Origin of the sequence: Duganella hordei, from assembly GCF_040369125.1 — a bacterium.
GTDB lineage: Bacteria > Pseudomonadota > Gammaproteobacteria > Burkholderiales > Burkholderiaceae_D > Rugamonas > Rugamonas hordei.
Map to the genome: position 1 here is coordinate 19,162 of NZ_BPWI01000005.1, position 23,317 is coordinate 42,478.

Consider the following 23,317-nt stretch of genomic DNA (forward strand, 5'->3'; position numbering starts at 1 on the left):
AGCGTCTCCCGCGTCAAGCCGGAGCGGCGGCGTGTGGTGGCGCCCGCAACGGCAGCCAGACGGCGAAGCGCGAACCCTTGCGCTCCGCGCTGGCCACGGCCACCGCGCCGCCTTGCAGTTCGGCCAGCTGCTTGACCATGGCCAGGCCTAGGCCGGTGCCTTCGAACTTGCGGGCCAGGCTGCTATCGATCTGGCTGAAGGCCTGGAACAGCCGTCCCATATTGTCTTGCGAAATGCCGATGCCATGGTCGCTGACGCAGATTTCAACGAAGTCATTGTATTCATTGTCCGCCTGGGGAAACCGGTGCGTAGGCCAATCGCCTTCCAGTATGCCGACCGCGCCGCGCTGCACGCGGCGCGCACGAAGCTGGACCGGTCCGCCGCTGGCGCTGAACTTGACCGCGTTGCTCAGCAGGTTGTAGACGATCTGCTTGGTCTTGCGTACATCCAGTTGCACTCTGCCCAGGCCTTCGCCCATGTCGAGTTCAAGCCCGATCAGCTGGGCCGCCGCTTTTTCCCGCACGATGGTCAGGCTGTTCTGCAGCAGGCTGGACAAGTCGACCGCCTCGAGTTCCAGCGCCATCATGCCGGCTTCGACTTTGGACAGGTCGAGGATGTCGTTGATCAGTGACAGCAGGTGCTGGCCGCTAGTGAAAATATCATCGATGGATTCGTGCTGGAGCGCCGAGGTTTCCCCCATCAGACCGTCCTTGAGCGCTTCGGAAAAGCCGATGATGGCATTCAGGGGCGTGCGCAGCTCGTGCGACATGGTTGCCAGGAATTCGGACTTCATGCGGCTGGCGTGCTCCAGCTCGATGTTCTTGTCCTCCAACGCACGCTCGAAACGTTTACGGGTCGTGTTGTCGGTGCCGATCAGCAGGTAGCCGATGATGTCGTCGTCCGCGTTGCGCAGCGCCGTCACCGACACAATGGCGGGGAAGCGGCTGCCGTCCTGGCGGATGTACGTCAGCTCGTAGATGTCCTCGATGCCGCGCGAAGCCTTGAACACCAGCGCATCGAACCCTGGCGAGATCGGCGTGTCCAGTTCCTCGCTCAGTTCGGCGGCGCGCGCGATCAGTTCCAGCGGATCGGAAATATCGGCCGGCGTGATCCGGTTCAAAACGTCCAGTGCCTTATAACCCAGCATGCGCTCGGCGCCGACGTTAAAAATCTGGATCACGCCCCGTTCGTCGGTGGCGATGCTGGAGAAATAGGCGCTATTGAAGATCGCATCCTGCAAGGCGCCGGTCTTGAGCAGGCTGGCCTGCCGTGTGTATTCGGTGTGGCCAGCCGCACCCTCTAAACGGTCGTAACCGCCGTTGCCAAATCCGGTCGTATGCATGGACGCCTTCCAAGGAACTGCAGCTCAGCGTGATGGGTGATGCAGACATGACTGCTGAGCAGGCTCGCAGATTGGCGCCGAACAGCGCTGGATGACGAACAGGCCGGTGGCAAGGAGGAGATAGAGGCTCAATATAACAGCATTCGGCCTCAGCTATGCGCTAATGGCGCCCGGCAAGACTTTGCTGTCAGGTCCACAGGCGCGGCGCGCCGGTGTCGAGGTGGGTCAGGTACAGGCGCAGGTCGAATTCGTACTGGTGGTAGTTCGGTTCCATGTAGGTGCACAGCTTGTAGAAGGCCTTGTCGTGCTGCTTCTCCTTCACGTGCGCCAGTTCGTGGACGGCGATCATCGTCAGGAATTCCTGCGGCACTTCCTTGAACATCGTCGCCACGCGGATTTCATGCTTGGCCTTCAGCTTGCCGCCCTGCACGCGCGAGATCGATGTGTGCAGGCCCAGCGCATGGTTGATCACGTGGATCTTGCTGTCGTACTCGACCTTGTTGATCGGTTCGGCATTGCGCAAATGCTCATTTTTCAATTCTTGCACGTACTGGTACAGGGCCTTGTCGGTGCGGACGTCGTGCGCCTTGCTGTAGCGCTTGAGCAGCACTTCGCCCAGGCGGTTCTGGGCCAGGAGTTGCGATACTTGCTGCTGGGTTTGCTCGGAGTAGGCGCTAAGATACTTCAGGGAGGACATGTCGGGCACGGCTGGAAAGATTCGAGGCGTGAATGTACCACACCTCGGTGCTTTCAGCCGGGCTAGTGCGCGTGGCGATGGTGGATGTCGGGATAGTGTTTATGACTATGCCGCATCGGTTGATGCTGGTGCGGGTGCACATGCGGATCAATGCCATCCCATTCGAAGTCGTGCGTGTGCTGGTGGTGCGCATCATGACTGTGGCTATGGCTGTGCGCCAGCGCTTCATGCTCATGTTCGTGCTCGTGCGTTTCGGTCAGGTGCAGCCAGATGCCTGCGCCCATCAGCGCGGCGGCAACCCAGAATAACAGGCCGGGCTGATCACCTAGCATCGCCATGGAAACCGCCGCGCCGACAAATGGCGCCGCGGAAAAATACGCGCCCGTGCGTGCCGTGCCGAGGTGGCGCAACGCCAAGACAAACATGACCAGGCTCAAGCCATATCCGCTCAAGCCAACCACGCCCGCCATCAGCGCCGTCGATGCCGGGGGAAGATGGAACCCGAGCAGCAAGGCCAGCGCCAGGTTGGCCGATCCGGCCACCAGGCCTTTGACACCCGCGATCTGCACCGCGTCGCTGGCCGACACCTTGCGCGTGAGATTGTTGTCTATGCCCCAGCACAGGCAAGCGCCGACGATGGCCAGCGGCCCCCAAGGCACGCCAAGGGTCGGAGCCTGCTCCCACGACAGCAGGGCTCCGGCCAGCACGATCAACAGCATGCCGATGAAGATGCGCCGATCGAAGTTCTCCTTGAATACGAACCACGCCAGCATCGAGGTCAGAACGCCCTCCATGTTGAGGAGGAGCGAGGCCGATGAAGCGGGCGTCACGGTCAGCCCGAACATTAACAGCACCGGCCCGCCTATGCCGCCGGCGGCGATCGCGCCTGCCAGCCAGGGCAGGTCGCGCGCGGTCAGCCCGGCTGTTTCGTCCTGCGCGCGCCGCGTCACGGAGCGCAGCAGGTAGAAAAAGGACAATCCCAGGCCGCTGCCAAGGTAAAGGACGCCAGCCAACATGACCGGCTCCACATGGCCGACCATTGACTTGGCAAAAGGCGTGCTGGCGCCAAACAAGGCGGCCGCCAACAACGCGTAAACAACACCCTTATGCATGGCGAGTGATCTCATAAATACCGGTAGTTTAGCCTGCGAGACCCGCGCCGGCGCTACAGTGAAAAAATAAATAGGTATCATAACAAATATTGTATTGATCGCTACTTATGATATTCTGGGGTCATGAACGCCACCGATACAAACTGGTTGCTACTGATCGTCAGCCTGCCCTCGGACAGCGCCACGGCCCGCATGCGGATCTGGCGCGCGCTAAAGAGCTTGGGCTGCGGCGCGTTGCGCGACGGCGCCTATCTGCTGCCCGATCGCAAGGCGGAGCAACATCAATTAGCCGAGCTCGCCGCCGACACCATCCGCGAGGGCGGCAGCGCCTGGCTGCTGACGGTGCAAGCCCGCTCGCCCGGCGAAGGCGAAGCGTTCCGCTCACTTTTTGACCGCAGCGCGGCCTGGAATGAATTTGTAAAAGCGCTATCGGCGTCGCACCGTTTGCTGGCCGGCCAGTCGCCGCAAGAAATCAACCGCACGGTCCGTAAAATACGCCGCGAGTACGAAGCCGCCTGCGCGATTGATTATTTCCCGAACGAGGCCGGGGCCGCCGCTGAAGCAGCCTGGATGGATTTCATCAATACCGCCGAATCGCTGCTGTCGCCAGGAGAACCGCATGCCGTCGCCGCCGATATCGCGCGGCGCGATCCTGGGCAATACCAGGGACGGACATGGGCCACCCGGCGCCGCTTGTGGGTCGACCGCGTCGCCAGCGCCTGGCTGATACGCCGCTTCATCGACCGCCAGGCGCGGTTCCTCTGGCTGGAAGCACCAGGCGATTGCCCGTCCGATGCGCTGGGTTTCGACTTCGACCAGGCCGCCTTTACGCACATCGGCGACCGCGTCACCTTCGAAGTATTGCTGGCCAGCTTCGCGCTGGAGCAGGACCAGGGCCTGATGCGGATGGGGGCGATGGTGCACGCGCTCGATGTCGGCGGCGGCTTCGTGCCGGAGGCGGCAGGGTTTGAAGCGATGCTCGCGGGCGCCCGCGAGCGCGCGCACGACGACGATCAATTGCTGGACACGATGAGCGTTGTGCTCGATGCCATGCATGCCCATTTTGCCGCCGCAGCGGAATCAAAATAAGGAGTATGCCTTGAACAGCACAGAATCAACGATGGCCGGCCCCGGCTACACCCTGTGGCAAATGGTGCTGTACATGCTGCGCCTGGGGAGTCTGGGCTTCGGTGGTCCGGTCGCCCTGGTGGGTTATATGCACCGCGACCTGGTAGAGCAGCGCGGCTGGATCAGCGAAGCGGACTACAAGGAAGGCCTTGCGCTGGCCCAGCTGGCGCCGGGGCCGCTGGCGGCGCAACTGGGCATCTACATGGGCTATGTGCACTACCGCCTGTTGGGAGCGACGCTGGCGGGTATCGCCTTCGTCATCCCGTCCTTCATGATGGTGGTTGCTCTGGGTTGGGCCTATGTGCGCTATGGCGGCTTGCCCTGGATGCAGGCCGTGTTCTACGGCGTGGGCGCGGCGGTGATCGGCATTATCGCCATGAGCGCGCGCAAGCTGACCACCAAAAATATCGGCAAGGACAAGCTGTTGTGGGCGATCTACCTGCTGCTGCTGATCGTCACGGTGGTGACCGAATCCGAGGTGGCCTGGCTGTTCATCGCAGCCGGCGTCCTGGTCTGGCTGCTGCGCGCGCCGCCCAAATGGATCGCCAAAGGCGGCTTGCCGACGATTGGCCTGGCGCAGTTGCCCGCGTTGCCTGCGGCCGCCGGAGTTGACTTGTCGGTGCTGACGCAAATTGGCATTTTCTTTGCCAAGGCAGGTGCTTTCGTGTTCGGCTCGGGCCTGGCGATCGTGCCATTCCTCTATGGCGGTGTGGTCACCGAGCACCACTGGCTGAGCGACAAGCAATTTGTGGATGCGGTTGCGGTGGCGATGATTACGCCTGGGCCGGTCGTCATCACGGTGGCCTTTATCGGATATTTGATCGCCGGCTTGCAGGGGGCGTCGGTGGCCGCGCTGGCTACCTTCATTCCATGCTACCTGTTCACCGTTGTCTCTGCGCCGTATTTCAAAAAGTACGGCAAGTTGCTGGGCGTGCTGGCCTTCGTCGACGGCATCACCGCCGCGGCGATTGGCGCCATCACTGGTTCCGTGATTGTCATTGCGCGGCGCTCCATCATCGACCTGCCCACCGTCGTGATCGCGGCTGTCACGGTGCTGCTGCTGTGGCGGTTTAAAAAGCTGCAGGAGCCGGTGGTCGTCGGCGCGGCCGCCATTGTCGGGCTGGTGATCTATCCCTTGCTGCATCCGTGACATCCCGATCCCGGCCGCGCTACCTCAGCTGCTCTGCGATGGACCTGGTGCGCGCGGTGACTTCGCTGCCGGTATGCAGCGTGGCTTTCTTCTCGATCAGCATGATCAGGCATTCCTGTTCCGCCACCGGATTGTGGCGCACGCCCTTGGGCACGACATAGGCCTGGCCCTCGGACAGCTCGACCGTCTCATGCTCCATCTCGATGCGCAGCCGGCCTTTCAGGATGAAGAACAGTTCGTCCTCGTTGTCATGGCTGTGCCAGGCCAGCGATCCGTGCACCTTGGCGACCTTGACATAGTTGTCGTCCAGTTCGGCAATCACGCGCGGCGACCAGTGTTCGGCCAACGCGGCGGCGCATTCGGCGGGGGAAACGGGAGAATTTGTTGTCATGGTGGCTCCTGGTGATGGTGGAGCCCCGACTCTACAGCGCCGTGCGCGGCGCGTCTTGAACGTTTGTGCGTGCGCCTTGCAGCCGCAGCCAGCGCGCCGGCGGGATGCCATAGGCGGCGACGAAGTGCCGCGTCAGATGGCTTTGATCGGCAAAGCCGGCGATGGCGGCGGCATCGGCCAGCGACAGGCCGCGCAGCATGGACTGCCTGGCCAGTGCGACGCGGCGCATGGTGACGTAGCGGTGCGGGCTGACGCCGAAAAAGGTGCGGAAATCGCGCGCCAGGCTCCAGCGGTCGCGGCCGCTGGCCCGGGCCAGGTCGTCCAGCCTCAGCCTGGTGTGCAGCGCGTCGTTGATGTATTCGCGGGCGATGTGGGCGGCGCGGAAGTCACCACCCGGCAGCTGGCGCTGGCCGGCCGCCTGGCGCAGCGCGGTGGCGATGTCGACCAGCGCGTCGTCCAGTTCCATCGAGCCGGGCGCCGCGTCGAAATTGGCCAGCAGGCCGGCCGCCGCGCGCACCAGCCGGCGGTCGGACGACACGCCGCCGTCGACGAACGGCAGCGGCGCGCCGCCCAGCACCTGTTGCAGCAGCTCCGGCGCGAGGTAGGCGATACGGTAGCGAAAGCCGTCCTCGGTGCCGGCCTGGCCGTCGTGGACTTCGTCCGGATGCAGCACCAGCGCCTGCCCGGACAGGCTGTGGCGCATGGCGGAGCGGTAGCGGAACGATTGCACGCCGGCCATGGTCAGGCCGATGGCATAGCTGTCATGGCGATGCGACCCGTAGGCCGCGCCCTGGAAGAATGCCTCGACCAGCTCGATGCCGTCGGTGACGGGGCCGTGTCGCAGCCAGTCGTTCATGGCTGGCCGGAGCGGTCCGTCGCGCGGGCGTTTTCGAAGCTGGCGCGGGTGGTGTCCTCGTCGCGCTGGCCGAAGGCGTAGTTCGATTCCAGCCACAGCACGTTGATGATGGCGGCCGCCAGCGCGAAGCCGAGGCCCAGGATCCAGGTGAAATACCACATGACGATTCCTTTCAGTATGCAGTGTGTTGGTTTTCACGGATGTGCTCTTCCGTGACCTTGCCGCGCACCACCCGATATACCCAGCCAGTGTAGCCCACTACGATGGGCAGCATGACGACGACCACCCAGAACATCACCGTCAGGCTCTTGTGGCTGGCCACCGCGTCCCACGCGGTCAGGCTGCTGCCGGGCGCCAGCGACGACGGCATGATGAAGGGGAACATCGCGGCGCCGGCCGTCAGGATGATGCCGCTCACCGCCAGCCCGCTGGACAGGAAGGCCGGCAAGGTCAGGCGGCGCGCGCTGAAGCCGATGGCCAGCGCGGCGCCGGCAAAGGCGGCGGCGGGGAAGGCCAGCGTCAGCGGCCAGCGCCGGTAGTTGTCCAGCCAGGCGCCGTGCACGCGCTCGACCGTCTTGGCGATCGGCATGAAGGCGGCGCTGGCGTCCGGCATGGCGCTGATGCGGTAGCCGGCGATGCCGTTGGCGACCCACACGCCGGCGGCGGCAAACAGCACGATGGTCAGCGCGCCGGCGCCGATCGCCACGCGGCGGGCACGGGCGGCGATCACGCCGTCGGTCTTTTGCTGCAGGTAGGTGGCGCCGTGCATCAGCAGCATGGCGGCGCTGAGCACGCCGGCCAGCAGGCCGAACGGATTCAGCAGGCCGAGGAAGTTGCCTGTGTATTCGAGGCGCATGGTGTCGTCGTAGCGGAACGGCACGCCCTGCAGCAGGTTGCCGAAGGCGACGCCGAAGATCACCGGCGGCACGAAGCCGCCGGTGAACAGGCACCAGTCCCAGGTGCCGCGCCAGCGCGGATCGGCGATCTTGCTGCGATAGTCGAAGCCGACCGGGCGGAAGAACAGCGCAAACAGGCACAGCATCAGCGCGATGTAGAAGCCGGAAAACGCGGCCGCGTAGACCAGCGGCCAGGCCGCGAACAGGCAGCCGCCGGCGGCGATGAACCAGGTCTGGTTGCCTTCCCAGGTTGGGCCGATGGTGTTGATGATGACGCGCCGCTCGGTGTCGTTCTTGCCGAGGAAGGGCAGCAGCATGCCGATGCCGAAGTCGAAGCCGTCCGTCAGCGCGAAGCCGATCAGCAGCGCGCCGACGAAGCACCACCAGATGATCTTGTAGGTTTCATAGTCGAATAACATCATGGCTCCTTGTGCGCGTTTTCCCAGTGGTACTTGCCGGTGTGCAGGCTGCTCGGGCCCTGCCTGGCGTACTTGATCATCAGGCCCAGCTCGATCACCAGCAGCAGCGTGTAGAAGCCGATGAAGCCGGCCAGGCTGAAGTACAGGCTGCCCACCTGCAGGCTCGACGCCGACAGATGCGTCGGCAGGATGCCGGCGATGGTCCACGGCTGGCGGCCGTATTCGGCCACCACCCAGCCCAGCTCGGCCGCCACCCACGGCAGCGGGATCGCCGCCACCGCCAGCCGCAGCAGCCAGCGCTGCGGCGCCAGCTTCTTGCGGATCAGGAAGTAGAACGCGCTGCTGAAGATGAACAGGAACAGGATGCCCAGGCCGACCATGATGCGGAAGGACCAGAACACCGGCGCCACCCTGGGCACCGTGTCGTTGACCGCCATCCTGATCTGCGCCTCGGTGGCGTCGACCACGTTGGGGGCATACTTCTTCAGCAGCAGGCCGTAGCCAAGGTCGTCCCGCAGCGCCTTGAAGGCGGCCTTGGCCTCGTCCGACTTGTCGCCGGATTTCAGGCGCGTCAGCGCCGCGTAGGCGTGCATGCCGTTGCGGATGCGCGCCTCGTTGCTCTGCTTGAGCTGCTTGATGCCGGTCACTTCCTCGCTCACCGAACGGGTGGCGATCAGGCCCAGCATGTAGGGGATCTTGACTGCGTAATCGGTGCTCTGGGTGGCCTCGTTGGGCAGGCCGAACACGGTGATGCCGGCCGGCGCCGGCTGGGTTTCCCATTCCGCCTCGATGGCGGCCAGCTTGACTTTGTTGACTTCGCCGACGGTGTAGCCCGATTCGTCGCCCAGCACGATCACCGACAGCGTCGACGCCAGGCCGAAGCCGGCCGCGATGGCGAACGAGCGCAGCGCGAACGGAATGTCGCGCGCCTTCAGCAGGTAGAGCGCGGAGATGCCGAGCACGAACATCGACGCCGTCACGTAGCCGGCCGCCACCGTGTGCACGAACTTGACCTGTGCCACCGGATTGAAGATCACGTCGACGATGCTGGTCAGTTCCATGCGCATGGTTTCGTAGTTGAACTCGGCGCCCACCGGGTGGTTCATCCAGCCGTTGGCGATCAGTATCCACAGCGCCGACAGGCTGGAGCCGAACGCCACCAGGAAGGTCACGCCCAGGTGCTGCACCCGCGACAGCTTGCTCCAGCCGAAGAAGAACAGGCCGACAAAGGTGGATTCGAGGAAGAAGGCCATCATGCCCTCGATGGCGAGCGGGGTGCCGAAGATGTCGCCGACGTAGTGCGAGTAATAGGCCCAGTTGGTGCCGAACTGGAATTCCAGCGTGATGCCGGTGGTCACGCCCATGGCGAAGTTGATGCCGAACAGCTTGCCCCAGAAGCGGGTCATGTCCTTATAGATTTCCTTGCCGGTCATGACGTAGACCGATTCCATGATCACCAGGATCCAGGACAGGCCGAGCGTGAGGGGGACGAACAGGAAGTGATACATCGCGGTGGCGGCGAACTGCAGCCGCGACAAAGTGACGACATCGTCGAGCGGGCTCATGGCTTTCTTTCAGGTGGGGAGACGGGGGGAGTGGGGGCGAGCAGATGCTGTTCGACCGTGGCGGTCGGCATCCGCATGTGCTTGGCCTGGGGCGCGGAAAAGAAGGCTTTCCACAGCCCGAGCAGCAGCAGCGCTTTCAGCAGCAGCGCCAGCGTGATGGCCAGCGCAAGCGGGTAACCATGGAGCCGGCGCAGCATCATTATTTTTTATCCTTGTCGGGGGCGGCATCTTCCACGCTACGCCCGAATCGGAAAGTGTCGCGCACGGTTTCGCCGACATCGAGCAGCTTTTTCACCGTGGACCCCATTTTCATCAGCGAGGCCAGCGTTTCCGGCGACAGGCGCTGCACGTCGTCGAACCAGGAGCTGGACAGCTCGATCAGGTTGTACATCTCGCGCATGCGCTCCTGGGCCACGCGGTCGGCCTCGGTGGACGGCGTTTCCAGCAGCGCGTCGCGCAGCATCGACAGCGTCGGCTCGACCTCGCGGCGGCGGCGTTCTTCCAGCAGCGCCTTGAAGATGTCCCAGATGTCCTTAGGCGGTTCGAAATATTCGCGGCGGTCGTTCGGTTGGTGCAGCAGTTTGACCAGCCGCCAGGATTGCAGTTCCTTCAATCCCATCGAGACATTCGAGCGCGAGAACGACAGCGATTCGGCGATCTCGTCCGCGTTCAATGGCCGCGCGCTGACGTAGAGCAGCGCGTAAATCTGGCCGACGGTGCGGTTGATGCCCCAGCGGCTGCCCATTTCACCGAAATGCAGGATGAATTTCTGGGCCAGAGGCGTCAGTGGAGGGAGAGGCGGGGAGGTGCTCATGGTTTCCTTATTTTTGAATTTTCAGTAATTACTGAAATTATAGAAGGTATACAAAATCTCTGCATGACACGCGCTCGCTCCATCGCTATATAATCGGGTATATTGCGGTTTCGTTACCAAAGGGAAAAACACGATGCGAGCTTTGAGACTGGGTCTGGCGGCAGCGCTGGCGGCGATGTGCGCGACGGCGTCGGCCGCCGATATCACGGTGTCGGCTGCTGCCAGCCTGACCAACGCGTTCAAGGAAATCGGCGCCGCTTTCGAGAAGGAGCATGCCGGCGACAAGGTGCAGTTCAACTTCGCCGCCTCCGATCCGCTGGTGCAGCAGATCAGCAAGGGCGCGCCGGTGGACGTGTTCGCCTCGGCCGACCAGGATGCGATGGACAAGGCCGACAATCTGAAACTGCTGGCGCCCGGCAGCCGCAGGAATTTCGCCAGTAACAGCCTGGTGCTGATCGCGCCGCTGGCCGGCGCGCTGCCGATCAAGGGCATCGCCGACCTGCGGCAGGCCGCCGTCACCCGCGTGACGCTGGGCAATCCGGCCAGCGTGCCGGTGGGCCGCTATGCGAAAAACGCGCTGGAGCAGGCCAGGCTGTGGGCCGCCGTCGAGCCGAAAGCCATCTACGGCACCTCGGTGCGCCAGAGCCTGGACTACGTGGCGCGCGGCGAAGTCGATGCCGGCTTCGTCTACGCCACCGATGCCGCCATCATGAAGGACAAGGTCAAGGTGGTTGCCACGGTGCCGGCCGAAACGCCGGTCAGCTACCCGATCGCGGTGATCGCCGCCGGCCCGCAAGCCGCGGCTGGCCGCCGGTTCGCGGACTACGTGCTGTCGTCGGCCGGCCAGGCGATCCTGGCCAAGTACGGCTTCGGCCGCCCGTAAGGTGTTCGACAACCTGCTGGCCGAACCGGCGTGGATCGCGCTGCGCCTGTCGCTGAAGGTGGCGTGCTGGGCGACGCTGCTGGACCTGGTGCTGGGTGTCGCGCTCGGCTACCTGCTGGCGCGCAAGCGCTTCCCCGGCCGCGAGCTGCTCGACGCCGTGCTGACCTTGCCGATGGTGATGCCGCCGACGGTGCTGGGCTACTACCTGCTGGTGGTGATCGGCCGCCACGGCGTGATCGGCGCGTGGTTGCAGCAGACGCTGGGCATCAACCTGATCTTCACCTGGCAGGCGGCGGTCATCGCCGCCGCCGTGGTGGCGTTTCCGCTGGTGCTCAAGGGCGCGCGGGCGGCCTTCGAGGCGGTCGACACGCAGCTGGAGCAGGCCGCGCAGGTGCTGGGCATCCCGCCGTTCGGCGTGTTCCTGCGGGTGACCTTGCCGCTGGCCTGGCGCGGCGTGCTGGGCGGCACCTTGCTGGCCTTTGCCCGCTCGATGGGCGAGTTCGGCGCGACGCTGATGGTGGCCGGCAGCATCCCCGGCAAGACGCAGACCCTGTCGATCGCCGTCTACGAAGCCGTGCAGGCGGGACAGGACGACACCGCCAACCTGCTGGTGACCATTACGTCCGTGGTCTGCATCGCGGTGCTGATCGCGGCCAACAAACTGACGCCCAATCGGAATCCGCAGGCATGACCATGCAAATCTCAGTCGACATCCGCAAGACCCTGCGTTCCGGCGAGCGCACGTTTCATTTGAACGCGCGCTTTGAATCGGCCAGCCAGCGCATCGTCATCTACGGCCCGTCCGGCGCCGGCAAGAGCCTGCTGCTGAAGGCGGTGGCCGGCCTGATGCGGCCGGACAGCGGCCGCATCGACGTCGCGCGGCGCTGCCTGTTCGACCGGCACGGCGGCATCGACGTCGCGCCGCAGCAGCGCAAGGTCGCCTATCTGTTCCAGGACTACGCCTTGTTCCCGCATCTGAACGTGCGGCAGAATATCGGCTTCGGCTTGCGGCGCGGCTGGCGCAATCCGCTGGCGCGGGTCGACGATGCGGCGATCGGCTACTGGCTGAAGGCGTTCGAGCTGGAGCATGTGGCGCTGCAGTTGCCGCATCAATTGTCCGGCGGCCAGCGGCAACGGGTGGCGCTGGCGCGCGCGCTGGCGCCGGAGCCGGCGGCGTTGCTGCTGGACGAGCCGTTTGCCGCGCTCGACCCCGGCCTGCGCGAGCGCATGCGCGGCGAGCTGGACGCCCTGCAGCGCCGGCTGGCGATACCGATGATATTGATCACCCATGACCCCGAGGACGTGCGCGTTTTCGGCGAGCATGTGCTGCGCATGGAACACGGCAGCCTGAGCAATATGAACGAAGCGGCCTGAGGACGAGCACACCATGGAATTACAGGGCAATGTCTGGATGACGATAGGCGGCCAGAAGCTGGGCGGGCAGGACAGGGTGGAGTTGCTGGCGGCCATAGCCACGCACGGCTCGATCACCGCCGCCGCCAAGGCGGTCGGCATCAGCTACAAGGGTGCGTGGGACGCCATCGAGGCGATGAACAACCTGGCCGGCGAGCCGCTGCTGGAGCGCGTGGCGGGCGGCAAGGGCGGCGGCGGCACGCGGCTGACCAAACGCGGCGCGCAGCTGGTGGAAAATTTCCGCAAGGTCGATGAAGAGCACCGCAAGTTCGTGGCCCACCTGAGCAGCCAGTCGCATGCGCTGGCCGACGACTTCTTGCTGATCCAGAGGATGAAAATGAAAACCAGCGCGCGCAATCAATTCAGCGGCAAGGTCGTGGCCCTGAAAGAGGGCGCCGTCAACGACGAGATCACGCTGGAGATCGTCGGCGGCCAGCACATCGTGGCCACCATCACCCGCGACAGCAGCGACAGCCTGAGCCTGACCGTCGGCTGCGAAGCTTTTGCGCTGGTCAAGGCGTCGTCGGTGATCGTCGTGACCGGGATGGGCGAGGCTCGCCTGTCGGCCCGCAACCAGTTGGCCGGCACCGTCACGCGGCTGCAGGTGGGCGCGGTGAACACCGAGGTCAGCATCGAGTTGCCGGGCGGCGGCGCGATCGCCGCCATCGTCACGCGCGACAGCGGCGAGGCGCTGGCGCTGGAAGTCGGTAGCGAGGTCATCGCCGTGTTCAAGGCTTCCAGCGTCATCATCGGCATACCGGCCTAGACAGATCCTGCCTAGCGCTCAGCGGCCTTGCCCCCTTGCATGTTGCCCCCTTTGGCTGATTGCTCGGAGCCGGCACTGGCGGCGGCTTTGCTGGCATTGGCGCGGGCGGCGGACTGGCGGCTTTCGCCACCCTTGCGGCCGATCTGCGCCATGTGTTCACGGTCTCGGCTCACCGCCTCGCCGCCTTTCTGGCCGGCACGGCGGGCTTCCTCCGAGTTGAACTCATGGGCCGTCCCTTTCTGGTGGGCCGCCTGTCCCCCCTTGCTGGCGATGCTGCGCTGGGTTGCCTCGTCCATCGCCGCAAAGCCGCGCTTGGCCGTGCCTTTCGGCTTGCTTTGATCGTTACCTGAATTACTGGCCATAAAACCTCCTCATGAGTGTGATGACATTCCGTCAGGGTTCGCCGAGCAGTTTTGGCTGCTCTGTATGGTTAGAGATGCAAGCTTGACGGAAGTTCCACATTCAATGGCGGGTCTGGCTAGCTGTTTGATACCTGGACATCTGCTCGGACGCCTGCTCCGAGGCGCGCTGCATCATTTCCTGGGCAACGTCGGTGGCGGCGCGCTGCACGGCCGGTCCGTGGGTGGCCGCCGTTTGCGCCATGCTGGAACTGGCGCGGCCGACGATTTCGGCCAGGTGGCGCTGGTAGCTTTGCAGCGCGCCGCTCTCCGGCGCCGGCCGGCCGGGGTCGAGCAGCTTGCCGCTCATCAGGCGTTGCGTGTTGGCGCCGGCTTCGGCGATGAGGTCGCGCGCCAGCTGCATGTTCAACTCGCTCAGGCTCTGCATGGTTTCCAGCGCGCGCTGCGCCAGGTCGGTGTACAGCGTGATGAGGAGGTCGAGATGATTCTTGACGGCAGGGGTGAAAAATTGGGGAGTCATGATGCGTCCTTGGCGTAGTCCTTCGACGAAAGAAGGATAGACGCCGAGGACGCCAAAAAGTTCCCTTTATTCGCTGGCCACCTGCAGCACCAGCTTGCCGAAGTTCTTGCCTTCGAACAGCATGTTCAAGGCCTGCGGGAAATTCTCCAGGCCCTGCACGATGTCTTCCTTGCTGTGGATCTTGCCTTCCTTCATCCACTGGCCCAGCTGGGCGATGCCCAGGTGGTAGCGGTCGGCGTAGTCGAACACGACGATGCCTTCCATGCGCGCGCGGTTGACCAGCAGCGACAGGTAGTTGGCCGGACCCTTGACCGGCGTGGTGTTGTTGTACTGCGAGATGGCGCCGCAGATGACGATGCGCGCCTTCATGTTGATGCGGGTGAGCACCGTGTCGAGGATCTCGCCGCCGACGTTGTCGAAGTAGACGTCGACGCCGTCCGGGCAATGCTGCTTGAGACCGTCCTTGACCGAGCCGCCCTTGTAGTCGATACAGGCGTCGAAGCCCAGCTGGTCGACCACGAAGTCGCATTTTTCCGTGCCGCCGGCGATGCCGACCACGCGGCAGCCCAGCTGCTTGGCCACCTGGCCGACGGTCTGGCCGACCGCGCCGGCCGCGCCGGACACCACCACCGTCTCGCCGGCTTTCGGCTGGCCCGATTCGATCAGGCCGAAGTAGGCCGTCAAGCCCGGCATGCCCAAGGTGTTCAGGTAGGTGGGCAGCGGCGCCAGCTTGGCGTCGACCTTGCGGAAGCCGACGCTCTTGTCGTCGGCCGGTCCGATCCAGTAGCGCTGCACGCCGGTGCCGCCCTGCACGTGATCGCCGACGGCGAAGCGGGACGACTTCGACTCCACCACCACGCCGATGCCGCCGGCGCGCATCACCTCGCCGATGCCGACCGGGCGGATATAGGATTTGGCGTCGTTCATCCAGCCGCGCATGGCCGGATCGAGCGACAGGTACAGCACCTTGACCAGCATTTCGCCGTCGGCCAACTCGCGCAACGGCTCTTCCACTTGTTGCCAGTCGCTGTCCTTGACCATGCCGACCGGACGGGCTGCCAGGCGGAATTGCAGGTTAGTCTCTTTGTTCGTCATTTTTATTCCTCGAAATGGGGTGTGGGGGCCAATATACCGTAAATTGCACGATCGTGCTATTTTCACGTGCGCGGCCCAGCCGTGCGACAATACCGGCCTTGTTAGACCAATAACGATGGTAGATATGAGCAATCCCGAATACATTTTGACACTCTCTTGCCTGGACCAGCGCGGAATCGTTCATCGCGTATCGGGCTTCCTTGCCGATCACGGCTGCAACATCATCGACTCGGCCCAGTTCGGCGACGGCGAGTCGAAGCTGTTCTTCATGCGCGTGCATTTCGCGCTGGAAGACCGCAACGTCAACGACGACCTGCTGCGCGCCGATTTCGGCCTGCTGGGCAGCGAGATGAAGCTGGACTGGCAGCTGCGCGACGCCCACTACAAGCCGCGCGTGATGCTGATGGTGTCGAAGATCGGCCACTGCCTGAACGACCTGCTGTTCCGCTACAAGAGCGGTCTGCTGCCGGTGGAAATTCCGGCCATCGTGTCCAACCACATGGACTTCTACCAGCTGGCCGCCAGCTACAATATTCCGTTCCACCACCTGCCGCTGGCCACCGGCGCGCCGCAGGAAGCCAAGCTGGCGCAGGAAACCAAGATCATCGAGCTGATGAACACCCACAAGATCGACCTGGTGGTGCTGGCGCGCTACATGCAGATCCTGTCGCCCGGCCTGTGCGCGGCGCTGAAAGGGAAGGCGATCAATATCCACCATTCCTTCCTGCCCAGCTTCAAGGGCGCCAAGCCGTATGCGCAGGCGCACCACCGCGGCGTCAAGCTGATCGGCGCCACCGCGCACTTCGTCACCGGCGACCTGGACGAAGGTCCGATCATCGAGCAGGACGTCGAGCGCGTCGACCATTCGATGGATGCCGAGACGCTGTCGGCCATCGGCCGCGACGTCGAATGCGTGGTGCTGGCGCGCGCGGTGAAGTGGTTTGTCGAACACCGCATTTTGCAGAACGGCGACAAGACTGTCGTCTTCAAATAACTATAGAGATTCACAGATGGCCCTCAAAGCAACAATCTACAAAGCCGATTTACAGATCGCGGACATGGACCGCAACTTCTATGAAACGCAGTCGCTGACCTTGGCGCGCCATCCGTCGGAAACCGACGAGCGCATGATGGTGCGCCTGGTCGCGTTCGCGATCCACGCCAACGAGGCGCTGACGTTCACCAAGGGCTTGTTCGACGTCGAGGAGCCGGACATCTGGCAAAAGGACCTGACCGGCGCGATCCAGCTGTGGATCGAAGTGGGCCAGCCGGACGAGAAGGTGATCCTGAAGGCCTGCGGCCGTTCGGAGCACGTCTATGTCTACAGCTATGCGGCCACCAGCCATATCTGGTGGAAGGCGCTGGCCAACAAGGTCGAGCGCTGCAAGAACCTGACCGTGATCAACCTGGACGCCGACGCCACCGAGCAGCTGGCCAAGATGGCCCAGCGCACCATGCAGCTGCAGTGCACCATCCAGGACGGCCAGATATGGCTGAACGACGGCACCGATACCGTGGAGATCGGCCGCGAGACCTTCAAGGCCGAGCGCTGATACAATCTCAAGATGAAAAAACTCATCCTTTCGTTATTGCTGGCGGCATGCGCCCCGGTGGTGCTGGCCCAGGTCGAGGTCAAGGACGCGTGGATACGCGCCACCGTACCTGCCGCCAAATCGACCGGCGTGTTCATGGAGCTGAAATCGAAGCAGGATGCGCAGCTGGTGGAAGTGCGCTCCAGCGTGGCCGGCGTGGCGGAAATCCACCAGATGCAGATGGACGGCCAGATGATGAAGATGCACGCCGTGCCGTCGCTGGAGCTGCCGGCCGGCCAGAGCGTGAACCTGGCCTCCGGCGGCTATCACGTGATGCTGATGGATTTGAAGCGGCAGTTGAAGGAAGGCGAGACCGTGCCGGTCACGCTGGTCATACGCAAGAAGGGCAAGAAGAACGAAACCATCGCACTTGACGTGCCGGTCAAACCGTTGACCTACACTCCACCTAAGGGGCAGTGATGAAGATGACTTCCACCATGCTGGCGCTGGCAATGGCCACGATAGCGCCGGCCGCGCAGGCGCACGTCACGCTGGACCAGGCCACCGGCCTGGCGGGTACCTATCAGAAGCTGGCGTTCCGCGTCGGCCACGGCTGCGACGGCAGCGCCACCACCGGCCTGACGGTGTCGCTGCCGGAAGGCGCCAACGCCGCCAAGCCGATGCCCAAGCAGGGCTGGAAAATCGACATCGCCAACAGCGGCAACCTGCATGAAATCAGCTGGAAGGGCGGTTCGCTGCCGGACGCTTATTTCGACGAATTCGTCATGCAGGTGAAGCTGCCCGAGACGCCGGGCAAGCTGTATTTCCGCATCGTGCAGCAGTGCGGCAAGACCAGCGTGGCCTGGGATGAAATCGCCGCCGACGGCGCCGCCAGGCCGAAAGCGCCGGCGCCGGTGCTGGAGGTGCTGCCGGCACCGGCCGGCACCGCCACCCACCAGCACTGATTATTTGACGACGGCGCCGCCCTTCATCACCCACTGGACGCTTTCCAGCGTCTTCACATCCTTCAGCGGTTCGCCGTCCACCGCGATCAGGTCGGCGAACTTGCCCGCCTCGATCGTGCCCACCCTGTCGGTCCAGCCCAGCAACTCGCTGGCGTTCAGCGTGGCCGCGCGGATGGCCTGGATCGGCGTCATGCCGAGCTTGACCAGGATGCCGAACTCGCGCGCGTTCAGGCCGTGCGGATACACGGCGGCGTCGGTGCCGAAGGCGATCGGCACGCCGGCCTTGATGGCGCGGGCGATGTTCTGGCGCGCCATCGGCAAGGTCACCTTGGCTTTTTCCAGCAGCGGCTTGGGCAGCTTGATCGCTTCGGCGTTCTCGATCAGCCAGTCGCCCAGGTAGACCGTCGGCACCAGCCAGGTCTTGTGTTCCTTCATCAGCCTGATGCCCTCGTCGTCGATGTAGGAACCGTGCTCGATCGAGTCGACGCCGGCCAGCACCGCCAGCTTGATGCCGTCGCCGCCGTGCGCGTGGGCGGCGGCCTTGCGGCCGAGGCGGTGGGCGTCGCTGATGATGGCCTTCAATTCCTCCAGCGTGTATTGCGAGGTGCGCGGATCGTCGCCGAACGACAGCACGCCGCCGGTGGCGCAGATCTTGATGACGTCGGCGCCGTACTTGATGTTGCGGCGGGTGACTTTGAGCGCCTCGTCGACGCCGTCGGCCACGCCGAGGGCGGTGATCTTGTATTCGGGCGCGTGCATGGTGTCGTCGCAGTGGCCGCCGGTGATGCTCAGCGGCGGACCGGAGGCGGCCATGCGCGGGCCGGGCACGTCGCCGTCGTTGATGGCGTCGCGCAGGCCGATGTCGGCATAGCCGTCGGCGCCGACGTCGCGCACGGTGGTGAAGCCGGCCTGCAGCGTGATGCGGGCGTTCTTGGCGCCGGTCAGCGTGACGCGCGGGATCGACTTGGCGACGATGGAATAGCCGGAATCCTGCGGGTCGCCGGTCAGGTGGGTGTGCATGTCGATCAGGCCGGGCAGCAGGGTCTTGTTGCCGAGGTCGATGATCTGGGCGCCGGCCGGGATGGCCAGCTTGCTGCCGGCGGCGGTGATGCGTTCGCCGCTGATCAGCACCACCGCGTTGTCGACCAGCGCACCGCTGCGCACGTCGAGCATGTGGGCGGCCTTGACGGCGGTGACGGTGGCAGGTGGTGTGGCATCGGCGGCGCCGGCGGTGGCGCAGGCCAGTAACAGAGAGGGCAGTAGCGCGGGTAGCGCATGGGTGCGACGGATGGCTGAAGCGGTAGCGTTCAAGTACGTCTCCTTGAGGTGGTGGTTGCTTGATCCGAGCCAAGCAAAGCTCGCCGCCTAGCGTACCCGGCAATGAAAGCGGGCGCTACAATTTTTCGATGAAATCCCGCAGCGACACGCTCTATAAACAACTCTTCGCCCACCCCGAGATGGTGCGCGAACTGCTGGCCGGATTCATGCCGGCCGCATGGGCGCGTTCGCTGCAGGTGAGCGCGCTGGAGCGCGTCAACGCCAGCTATGCCAGCGAGCGCGGCAAGCAACGTCACCAGGACATGGTCTGGCGCGCGGATATAGGCGGCGACTGGGTCTACGTCTACATCCTGCTGGAGTGCTTCCCGTAGCCTGACAGAACTTATGGTGCCAGCTCCGCGAGGCCTTGAAGACTTTCAGCCTCGGCAAAAATATCTGCTGGTAGACCAGCATCACGGCATAGCGCCGGACTCTAATGTGTTGGGAATTTTGTTCCGCCTGCTTAGGTCTCGCACTAATGCCGAGATGCGTGAAGCATTAAGCCTGTTTGTTGAGCGCATGAAAAAGCCGGATATGGCTCCCGCTCGGGATAGCTTGACTCGCTGGCTGCAGACGACCTTGCAGGACGAATTTAGCGAGACTAATATGGATTTTGAGGAGGGACCGACTATGCTCTTTGACAAACGATTCAAGAAATATGAAGACCTTTTGGAATATGAGGCCATTCAGAAGGGGAGAAAGGAAGGGCAACGGCTTGCTTTACAGGATGTGTTAAGCGCGCGGGGCATCGCTATCACTAATAAAATTTCCGAAAAAATCAATGCTGCAGATGTCGTCCAGCTTAGCGTCTGGACTCGGGAGTTGGCCAGGGGCCAGACTCCCGATGACTTGCTTACTGCGGCGAGCCACCCAGGCGCTTGATGCTGCCCGAGCCCATCACGCTCTTGGTCACCTGCGGATCGCCGTAGTAGGCGATGTCGCCCGAGCCGGCCACGCTCAGGTTCAGCGTCTGCTTGGCCCACACCTTCGCCTGTCCCGAACCGCCGATGCTCACCGTCACGTCGCGCGCCGCCAACTGGCCCGCCTGCACCCGTCCCGAACCGCCGATCGACACCTGCAGCCGCTCGGCATTGCCGCCAGCCTTCAGGTTGCCGCTGCCGCCCAGCGCGATCGCCACCGACTCGCTTTCCACCGTGCGCACGCTGATCGAGCCGGAACCGCCGACGTCGAAACTCAGGCTCTCGCCGCGCAGCTTGTCGGCCTCCACCGAGCCGGAACCGGCCACCGCGATCTTGTCCAGCGAGCGCGCCTGCACGACGATCTTCATCACATGCGCCTCCAGGTTGATATCCTTCCTGGCCGGGCGGATGCGCAGCGTGCCGTTTTCCACCACGGTCTCGATCAGGGCCTGCAGATTGTCGTCGGTCTCGACGCTGATGCTCTCGGTATTGCCGATGCGGATCTCGACGTTGCCGCTGACGGCGGTGGCCAGCGCCGTGAAGTGCCCCACGTCGCGGTTCGACTTGGTGACCTTGCCGCTGCCCTGCACGCGCTCGCCGTGGAGCCAGCTCAGCGGACCGGCCTGCGCCACCCCCGCCGGCACGGCGACGGCCAGCAGGCCGGCGGTCAGGAACAATGGGCTCAGGATGCGGCGGATAGTTGCGGACATGTTGTTCTCCTCAAATAAGTTCGGACAGCTCTTGAGATTGGATACTACGGACTTCCCCCGGGGCGTGACATCCGGTTGCGACGGATTGCAGCCTTGGCGGAGCAGAATGCATGAGTGAAGGAACAGGCGGCGGGCAGGGCGGCGGCATAAGGTATCATTCGGGCTACAACGTCATACTGGAATCACATGCTTATCATCACCATCAAACAGGGCAAGGAAAAGAGCCTCCTGGCCGGCGACCCCTGGATTTACGCCTCCGCGATTGAAAAAGTCGAGGGCAAGCCGCAGGAAAAGAACAAGCCCGGCGCGACCGCCACCGTGCAGACCTCGTCGCGCCAGTTCATTGGCCGCGCCGCCTACAATGCCAAGTCGCAAATCTGCGCCCGCATCTGGACCTACAAGGAAGACGAGCCGGTCGACCATGCGATGATCAAGCGCCGCGTGAAGGCCGCCATCGCCAAGCGCGCCGCCAGCGTGCGCGCGGCCGGCCCCAACGACCTGGTGCCGGTGGTGCGCGGCGACGAGGATGGCTTGTCCGGCCTGCTGGTCGACAGCTGGGGCGGCGTCAAGGGCTACCTGATCTGCCAGTTCCAGTCGGCCGGCGTCGAGGCGTGGAAAATCCCCATCGTGCAGGCGCTGCTGGCCGAAACCGGCTGTCCGAATGTCTATGAACGCTGCGACGACCTGATCCGCAAGGGCGAGGGCTTGCCGGTGTTTTACCGTCCGCTGGCCGGCGAAGAGCCGCCCGACCATGTGGTAGTGACCGAAGGCAAGCAGCGCTTCAGCATGGACTTGCGCACCGGCTTCAAATACCCGAAGGTACGCAGCTGAAAAAGTTTCGACTCTGCAATTTTTCTCTTATAATCGTCCGAGGCGTTCAACCGACCCCACGGAGATCAGAGTACAGATGGAAAATTACCAGTCGTCGCAAATTCGCACCCTGACCTACATCGAAAACGAAGACCACCCGGTCTTCGGCACGCTGGTCGAGCAGATCCTGCATTTGCTGAATTCCAAGCTGATCTTCAGCGACATCCTGATCCACCAGAACAGTCCGCTGTTGCTGCGCCAGCCGAAAGGGCTGGTGGCGGTGACCGATTCGCCGATCACGCGCGAGGAGCTGCAGGAATTCTTCGAGGTGGTCGAGCCGAACTGGGCCGAGCGGATCCAGGACCGCGCCTTCGACCGCGCGGTCGACCTGCACACGGCGCGCATCCGCGCCAACTGCTTCAGCTTCCAGGGCAAGAAACGCCTGGGCTGCGTGATCCGCCGCTTCCCGAAAGAGCCGATGGCGCTGGGCAAGCTGGGCCTGCGCCAGGCCGAGCAGAACTTCGCGAAACTGACCAGCGGGCTGGTGCTGATCATCGGCGACACCTGCCAGGGCAAGTCCACCACCATCGCGGCGATGCTGGACGAGATCAACAAGCACCGCTCCGGCCACATCATCACGATTGAAGATCCGGTCGAAACACTGATCCCGCAGCGCCAGTGCGTGATCACGCAGCGCGAGGTCGGCTTCGACGGCGACGTCGAGAGCTTCTACCTGGGCGCGCTCGACGCGCTGCGCGAACGGCCGGACGTGATCGTCATCGGCGAGATCCGCGACGCGCAGACGGCGCAGGAAGCGCTGGCGCTGGCCGAATCCGGCCCGCTGGTGCTGGCCTCGCTGCACGCGCGCTCGACCGAGCTGGGCTTGCAGAAGATGCTGCGGCTGCTGGGCAACAGCGAGGCGCAGTCGCAGGCGCTGGCGCACGCGCTGCGCGGCGTGCTGTGCCAGGCGCTGCTGCCGTCGGTCGACGGCGACCGCTACTACCTGGCCACCGAATGCCTGACCTCCAATCCGGACGTGGTCAACATGATCGCCGGCGGCCAGGTGTCGGCGCTGCGCGGCTGGATGGAGAACAAGCCGGGCGACGGCTGCCACACGATGAACGCCTCGCTGCGCGCCTTGCTGGCGGACGGCAAGGTCAGCGTGGAAGACGCGCGCAACGCCACCACCGACCGCATCGGCTTCGCGGAGTCCCAGTGATGCTCAGATATTTTGTCGCGCCATGTTTGCTGCTTTGGTCAGTTGGTGCCGCGCAGGCGGCGCCGGTTGACGGTCTATGCGCCCAGCGTTTCCTGTCGACCTTGGCAGATCCTGCGACGGCGCTCAAAGCCAGCGGGTTTTTCAATTTGCCGGGCGCACCAGGCTCCGGTGCCGCGGCGACGCAAAACGCGCTGGACGCGATGATGCGCAAGCTGGGAGGCGTCAGCCGCATCGAGCCGCTGGCCGCCATGCCGGAAGGGAAAACCACACGGACCGCCATCGGCGAGCCGGCCTCCGGAACGCCCTTTGTCGGCAGCGCGTTCAGCGCCGTGTCCCAGACCGAGGGCCGGGTGATTTTCTTTGTCTCCCAGCGCATGGGCTACAGCTGTTCCATCAGTTCCCTGGCGCTGCACATCCCATAGCATCGGTAGCACTGAC

At 64.1% G+C, this 23,317-nt stretch carries 30 protein-coding genes; 15 read left to right on the forward strand and 15 right to left on the reverse strand.

Annotation, left to right across the window (positions count from 1 at the left end; translation table 11 throughout):
* Positions 1-13: 13 nt before the first annotated feature.
* The 3 genes from ABWW33_RS13140 to ABWW33_RS13150 form a co-directional block, all read right to left on the reverse strand.
* Positions 14-1,342, reverse strand: a complete 1,329-nt coding sequence (locus tag ABWW33_RS13140) for a sensor histidine kinase (protein ID WP_176653668.1) — start codon at positions 1,340-1,342, stop codon at positions 14-16.
* A 187-nt stretch (positions 1,343-1,529) separates the two neighbouring features.
* Positions 1,530-2,039: a YgjP-like metallopeptidase domain-containing protein gene (locus tag ABWW33_RS13145; protein WP_176653669.1), complete on the reverse strand. Its 510-nt coding sequence runs from the start codon at positions 2,037-2,039 to the stop codon at positions 1,530-1,532.
* Between the two features lie 62 nt (positions 2,040-2,101).
* Positions 2,102-3,151 (reverse strand): DMT family transporter, encoded by a 1,050-nt coding sequence (locus tag ABWW33_RS13150; RefSeq protein WP_353402049.1) that lies wholly within the window; start codon positions 3,149-3,151, stop codon positions 2,102-2,104.
* A gap of 123 nt (positions 3,152-3,274) precedes the next feature.
* On the opposite strand from ABWW33_RS13150, the gene ABWW33_RS13155 reads away from it, so the two are divergent.
* Both ABWW33_RS13155 and ABWW33_RS13160 read left to right on the forward strand, forming a co-directional pair.
* The gene (locus ABWW33_RS13155) at positions 3,275-4,240 is read left to right on the forward strand and encodes a chromate resistance protein ChrB domain-containing protein (RefSeq protein WP_353402050.1); all 966 of its coding nucleotides are present in this window, start codon (positions 3,275-3,277) and stop codon (positions 4,238-4,240) included.
* Positions 4,241-4,271: 31 nt separating this feature from the next.
* Positions 4,272-5,429, forward strand: a complete 1,158-nt coding sequence (locus ABWW33_RS13160) for a chromate transporter (protein ID WP_353402623.1) — start codon at positions 4,272-4,274, stop codon at positions 5,427-5,429.
* Positions 5,430-5,448: 19 nt separating this feature from the next.
* On the opposite strand, the gene ABWW33_RS13165 is transcribed toward ABWW33_RS13160, so the two are convergent.
* From ABWW33_RS13165 to ABWW33_RS13195, 7 genes are read right to left on the reverse strand one after another with little or no spacing between them, the layout of a single operon-like run.
* On the reverse strand, positions 5,449-5,820 hold the full coding sequence (locus ABWW33_RS13165) for a cupin domain-containing protein (protein WP_176653673.1): 372 nt from the start codon (positions 5,818-5,820) through the stop codon (positions 5,449-5,451).
* A gap of 31 nt (positions 5,821-5,851) precedes the next feature.
* Complete coding sequence (locus ABWW33_RS13170) at positions 5,852-6,676, reverse strand: AraC family transcriptional regulator (protein WP_353402052.1); 825 nt, start codon at positions 6,674-6,676, stop codon at positions 5,852-5,854.
* On the reverse strand, positions 6,673-6,837 hold the full coding sequence (gene cydX, locus ABWW33_RS13175) for a cytochrome bd-I oxidase subunit CydX (protein ID WP_176653675.1): 165 nt from the start codon (positions 6,835-6,837) through the stop codon (positions 6,673-6,675). Before cydX ends, ABWW33_RS13170 begins: the two co-directional genes overlap by 4 nt.
* Positions 6,838-6,848: 11 nt before the next feature.
* Positions 6,849-7,991 carry a cytochrome d ubiquinol oxidase subunit II gene (cydB, locus tag ABWW33_RS13180; RefSeq protein WP_353402624.1) on the reverse strand — a complete coding sequence of 381 codons (1,143 nt, stop codon included), beginning with the start codon at positions 7,989-7,991 and terminating at the stop codon, positions 6,849-6,851.
* Positions 7,991-9,556, reverse strand: a complete 1,566-nt coding sequence (locus tag ABWW33_RS13185) for a cytochrome ubiquinol oxidase subunit I (RefSeq protein WP_176653676.1) — start codon at positions 9,554-9,556, stop codon at positions 7,991-7,993. The genes cydB and ABWW33_RS13185 overlap by 1 nt, the downstream gene beginning before the upstream one ends.
* Positions 9,553-9,756 carry a cytochrome oxidase putative small subunit CydP gene (gene cydP / locus ABWW33_RS13190; RefSeq protein ID WP_353402054.1) on the reverse strand — a complete coding sequence of 68 codons (204 nt, stop codon included), beginning with the start codon at positions 9,754-9,756 and terminating at the stop codon, positions 9,553-9,555. Before cydP ends, ABWW33_RS13185 begins: the two co-directional genes overlap by 4 nt.
* On the reverse strand, positions 9,756-10,370 hold the full coding sequence (locus tag ABWW33_RS13195) for a GbsR/MarR family transcriptional regulator (RefSeq protein WP_176653678.1): 615 nt from the start codon (positions 10,368-10,370) through the stop codon (positions 9,756-9,758). Before ABWW33_RS13195 ends, cydP begins: the two co-directional genes overlap by 1 nt.
* 133 nt (positions 10,371-10,503) lie before the next feature.
* On the opposite strand from ABWW33_RS13195, the gene modA reads away from it, so the two are divergent.
* The 4 genes from modA to ABWW33_RS13215 are packed head-to-tail and all read left to right on the forward strand — an operon-like array spanning position 10,504 to position 13,432.
* A complete protein-coding gene (gene modA, locus ABWW33_RS13200; RefSeq protein WP_353402056.1) occupies positions 10,504-11,253 on the forward strand; it encodes a molybdate ABC transporter substrate-binding protein in 750 nt (249 codons plus the stop codon).
* 1 nt (position 11,254) lies between these two features.
* The gene (gene modB, locus ABWW33_RS13205; RefSeq protein WP_353402058.1) at positions 11,255-11,944 is read left to right on the forward strand and encodes a molybdate ABC transporter permease subunit; all 690 of its coding nucleotides are present in this window, start codon (positions 11,255-11,257) and stop codon (positions 11,942-11,944) included.
* Positions 11,945-11,946: 2 nt separating this feature from the next.
* Positions 11,947-12,627, forward strand: coding sequence for an ATP-binding cassette domain-containing protein (locus tag ABWW33_RS13210; protein WP_176653680.1), 681 nt, complete (start codon positions 11,947-11,949; stop codon positions 12,625-12,627).
* Between the two features lie 13 nt (positions 12,628-12,640).
* Complete coding sequence (locus tag ABWW33_RS13215; protein ID WP_353402060.1) at positions 12,641-13,432, forward strand: TOBE domain-containing protein; 792 nt, start codon at positions 12,641-12,643, stop codon at positions 13,430-13,432.
* Positions 13,433-13,443: 11 nt separating this feature from the next.
* Here ABWW33_RS13215 and ABWW33_RS13220 read toward each other — a convergent pair whose 3' ends face one another.
* From ABWW33_RS13220 to ABWW33_RS13230, 3 genes are all read right to left on the reverse strand, one after another.
* Entirely contained in the window at positions 13,444-13,794 is a 351-nt protein-coding gene (locus ABWW33_RS13220; protein ID WP_176653682.1) for a KGG domain-containing protein, read from the reverse strand.
* Between the two features lie 100 nt (positions 13,795-13,894).
* Positions 13,895-14,311: a hypothetical protein gene (locus ABWW33_RS13225; protein ID WP_353402062.1), complete on the reverse strand. Its 417-nt coding sequence runs from the start codon at positions 14,309-14,311 to the stop codon at positions 13,895-13,897.
* 66 nt (positions 14,312-14,377) lie between these two features.
* Entirely contained in the window at positions 14,378-15,406 is a 1,029-nt protein-coding gene (locus tag ABWW33_RS13230; protein WP_353402064.1) for an NADP-dependent oxidoreductase, read from the reverse strand.
* A gap of 124 nt (positions 15,407-15,530) precedes the next feature.
* On the opposite strand from ABWW33_RS13230, the gene purU reads away from it, so the two are divergent.
* The 4 genes from purU to ABWW33_RS13250 are packed head-to-tail and all read left to right on the forward strand — an operon-like array spanning position 15,531 to position 17,903.
* Positions 15,531-16,400, forward strand: a complete 870-nt coding sequence (gene purU, locus ABWW33_RS13235) for a formyltetrahydrofolate deformylase (protein ID WP_353402065.1) — start codon at positions 15,531-15,533, stop codon at positions 16,398-16,400.
* Between the two features lie 16 nt (positions 16,401-16,416).
* Positions 16,417-16,959, forward strand: a complete 543-nt coding sequence (locus tag ABWW33_RS13240; RefSeq protein ID WP_176653686.1) for a YaeQ family protein — start codon at positions 16,417-16,419, stop codon at positions 16,957-16,959.
* 12 nt (positions 16,960-16,971) lie between these two features.
* Positions 16,972-17,418 (forward strand): copper chaperone PCu(A)C, encoded by a 447-nt coding sequence (locus ABWW33_RS13245; protein ID WP_353402067.1) that lies wholly within the window; start codon positions 16,972-16,974, stop codon positions 17,416-17,418.
* Positions 17,418-17,903 (forward strand): YcnI family copper-binding membrane protein, encoded by a 486-nt coding sequence (locus ABWW33_RS13250; protein ID WP_353402069.1) that lies wholly within the window; start codon positions 17,418-17,420, stop codon positions 17,901-17,903. Before ABWW33_RS13245 ends, ABWW33_RS13250 begins: the two co-directional genes overlap by 1 nt.
* On the opposite strand, the gene ABWW33_RS13255 is transcribed toward ABWW33_RS13250, so the two are convergent.
* On the reverse strand, positions 17,904-19,214 hold the full coding sequence (locus ABWW33_RS13255; protein WP_353402070.1) for a Xaa-Pro dipeptidase: 1,311 nt from the start codon (positions 19,212-19,214) through the stop codon (positions 17,904-17,906).
* Positions 19,215-19,309: 95 nt separating this feature from the next.
* Between ABWW33_RS13255 and ABWW33_RS13260 the strand changes: the two genes are divergently transcribed.
* Together ABWW33_RS13260 and ABWW33_RS13265 are read left to right on the forward strand one after the other, a co-directional pair.
* Positions 19,310-19,552, forward strand: coding sequence for an Rpn family recombination-promoting nuclease/putative transposase (locus tag ABWW33_RS13260; protein WP_353402072.1), 243 nt, complete (start codon positions 19,310-19,312; stop codon positions 19,550-19,552).
* Between the two features lie 13 nt (positions 19,553-19,565).
* A complete protein-coding gene (locus tag ABWW33_RS13265; protein ID WP_353402073.1) occupies positions 19,566-20,102 on the forward strand; it encodes a hypothetical protein in 537 nt (178 codons plus the stop codon).
* Here ABWW33_RS13265 and ABWW33_RS13270 read toward each other — a convergent pair.
* Positions 20,074-20,850 carry a head GIN domain-containing protein gene (locus tag ABWW33_RS13270; RefSeq protein WP_353402075.1) on the reverse strand — a complete coding sequence of 259 codons (777 nt, stop codon included), beginning with the start codon at positions 20,848-20,850 and terminating at the stop codon, positions 20,074-20,076. The two genes, ABWW33_RS13265 and ABWW33_RS13270, sit on opposite strands and share 29 nt — an antisense overlap.
* A gap of 186 nt (positions 20,851-21,036) precedes the next feature.
* On the opposite strand from ABWW33_RS13270, the gene ABWW33_RS13275 reads away from it, so the two are divergent.
* The 3 genes from ABWW33_RS13275 to ABWW33_RS13285 all read left to right on the forward strand — a co-directional run bounded on the left by ABWW33_RS13275 (position 21,037) and on the right by ABWW33_RS13285 (position 23,301).
* Positions 21,037-21,681, forward strand: coding sequence for a class I SAM-dependent rRNA methyltransferase (locus ABWW33_RS13275; protein ID WP_176653690.1), 645 nt, complete (start codon positions 21,037-21,039; stop codon positions 21,679-21,681).
* Between the two features lie 76 nt (positions 21,682-21,757).
* A complete protein-coding gene (locus ABWW33_RS13280) occupies positions 21,758-22,879 on the forward strand; it encodes a type IV pilus twitching motility protein PilT (protein ID WP_353402077.1) in 1,122 nt (373 codons plus the stop codon).
* A complete protein-coding gene (locus ABWW33_RS13285; RefSeq protein ID WP_353402079.1) occupies positions 22,879-23,301 on the forward strand; it encodes a hypothetical protein in 423 nt (140 codons plus the stop codon). The genes ABWW33_RS13280 and ABWW33_RS13285 overlap by 1 nt, the downstream gene beginning before the upstream one ends.
* The last annotated feature ends 16 nt before the right edge of the window (positions 23,302-23,317 follow it).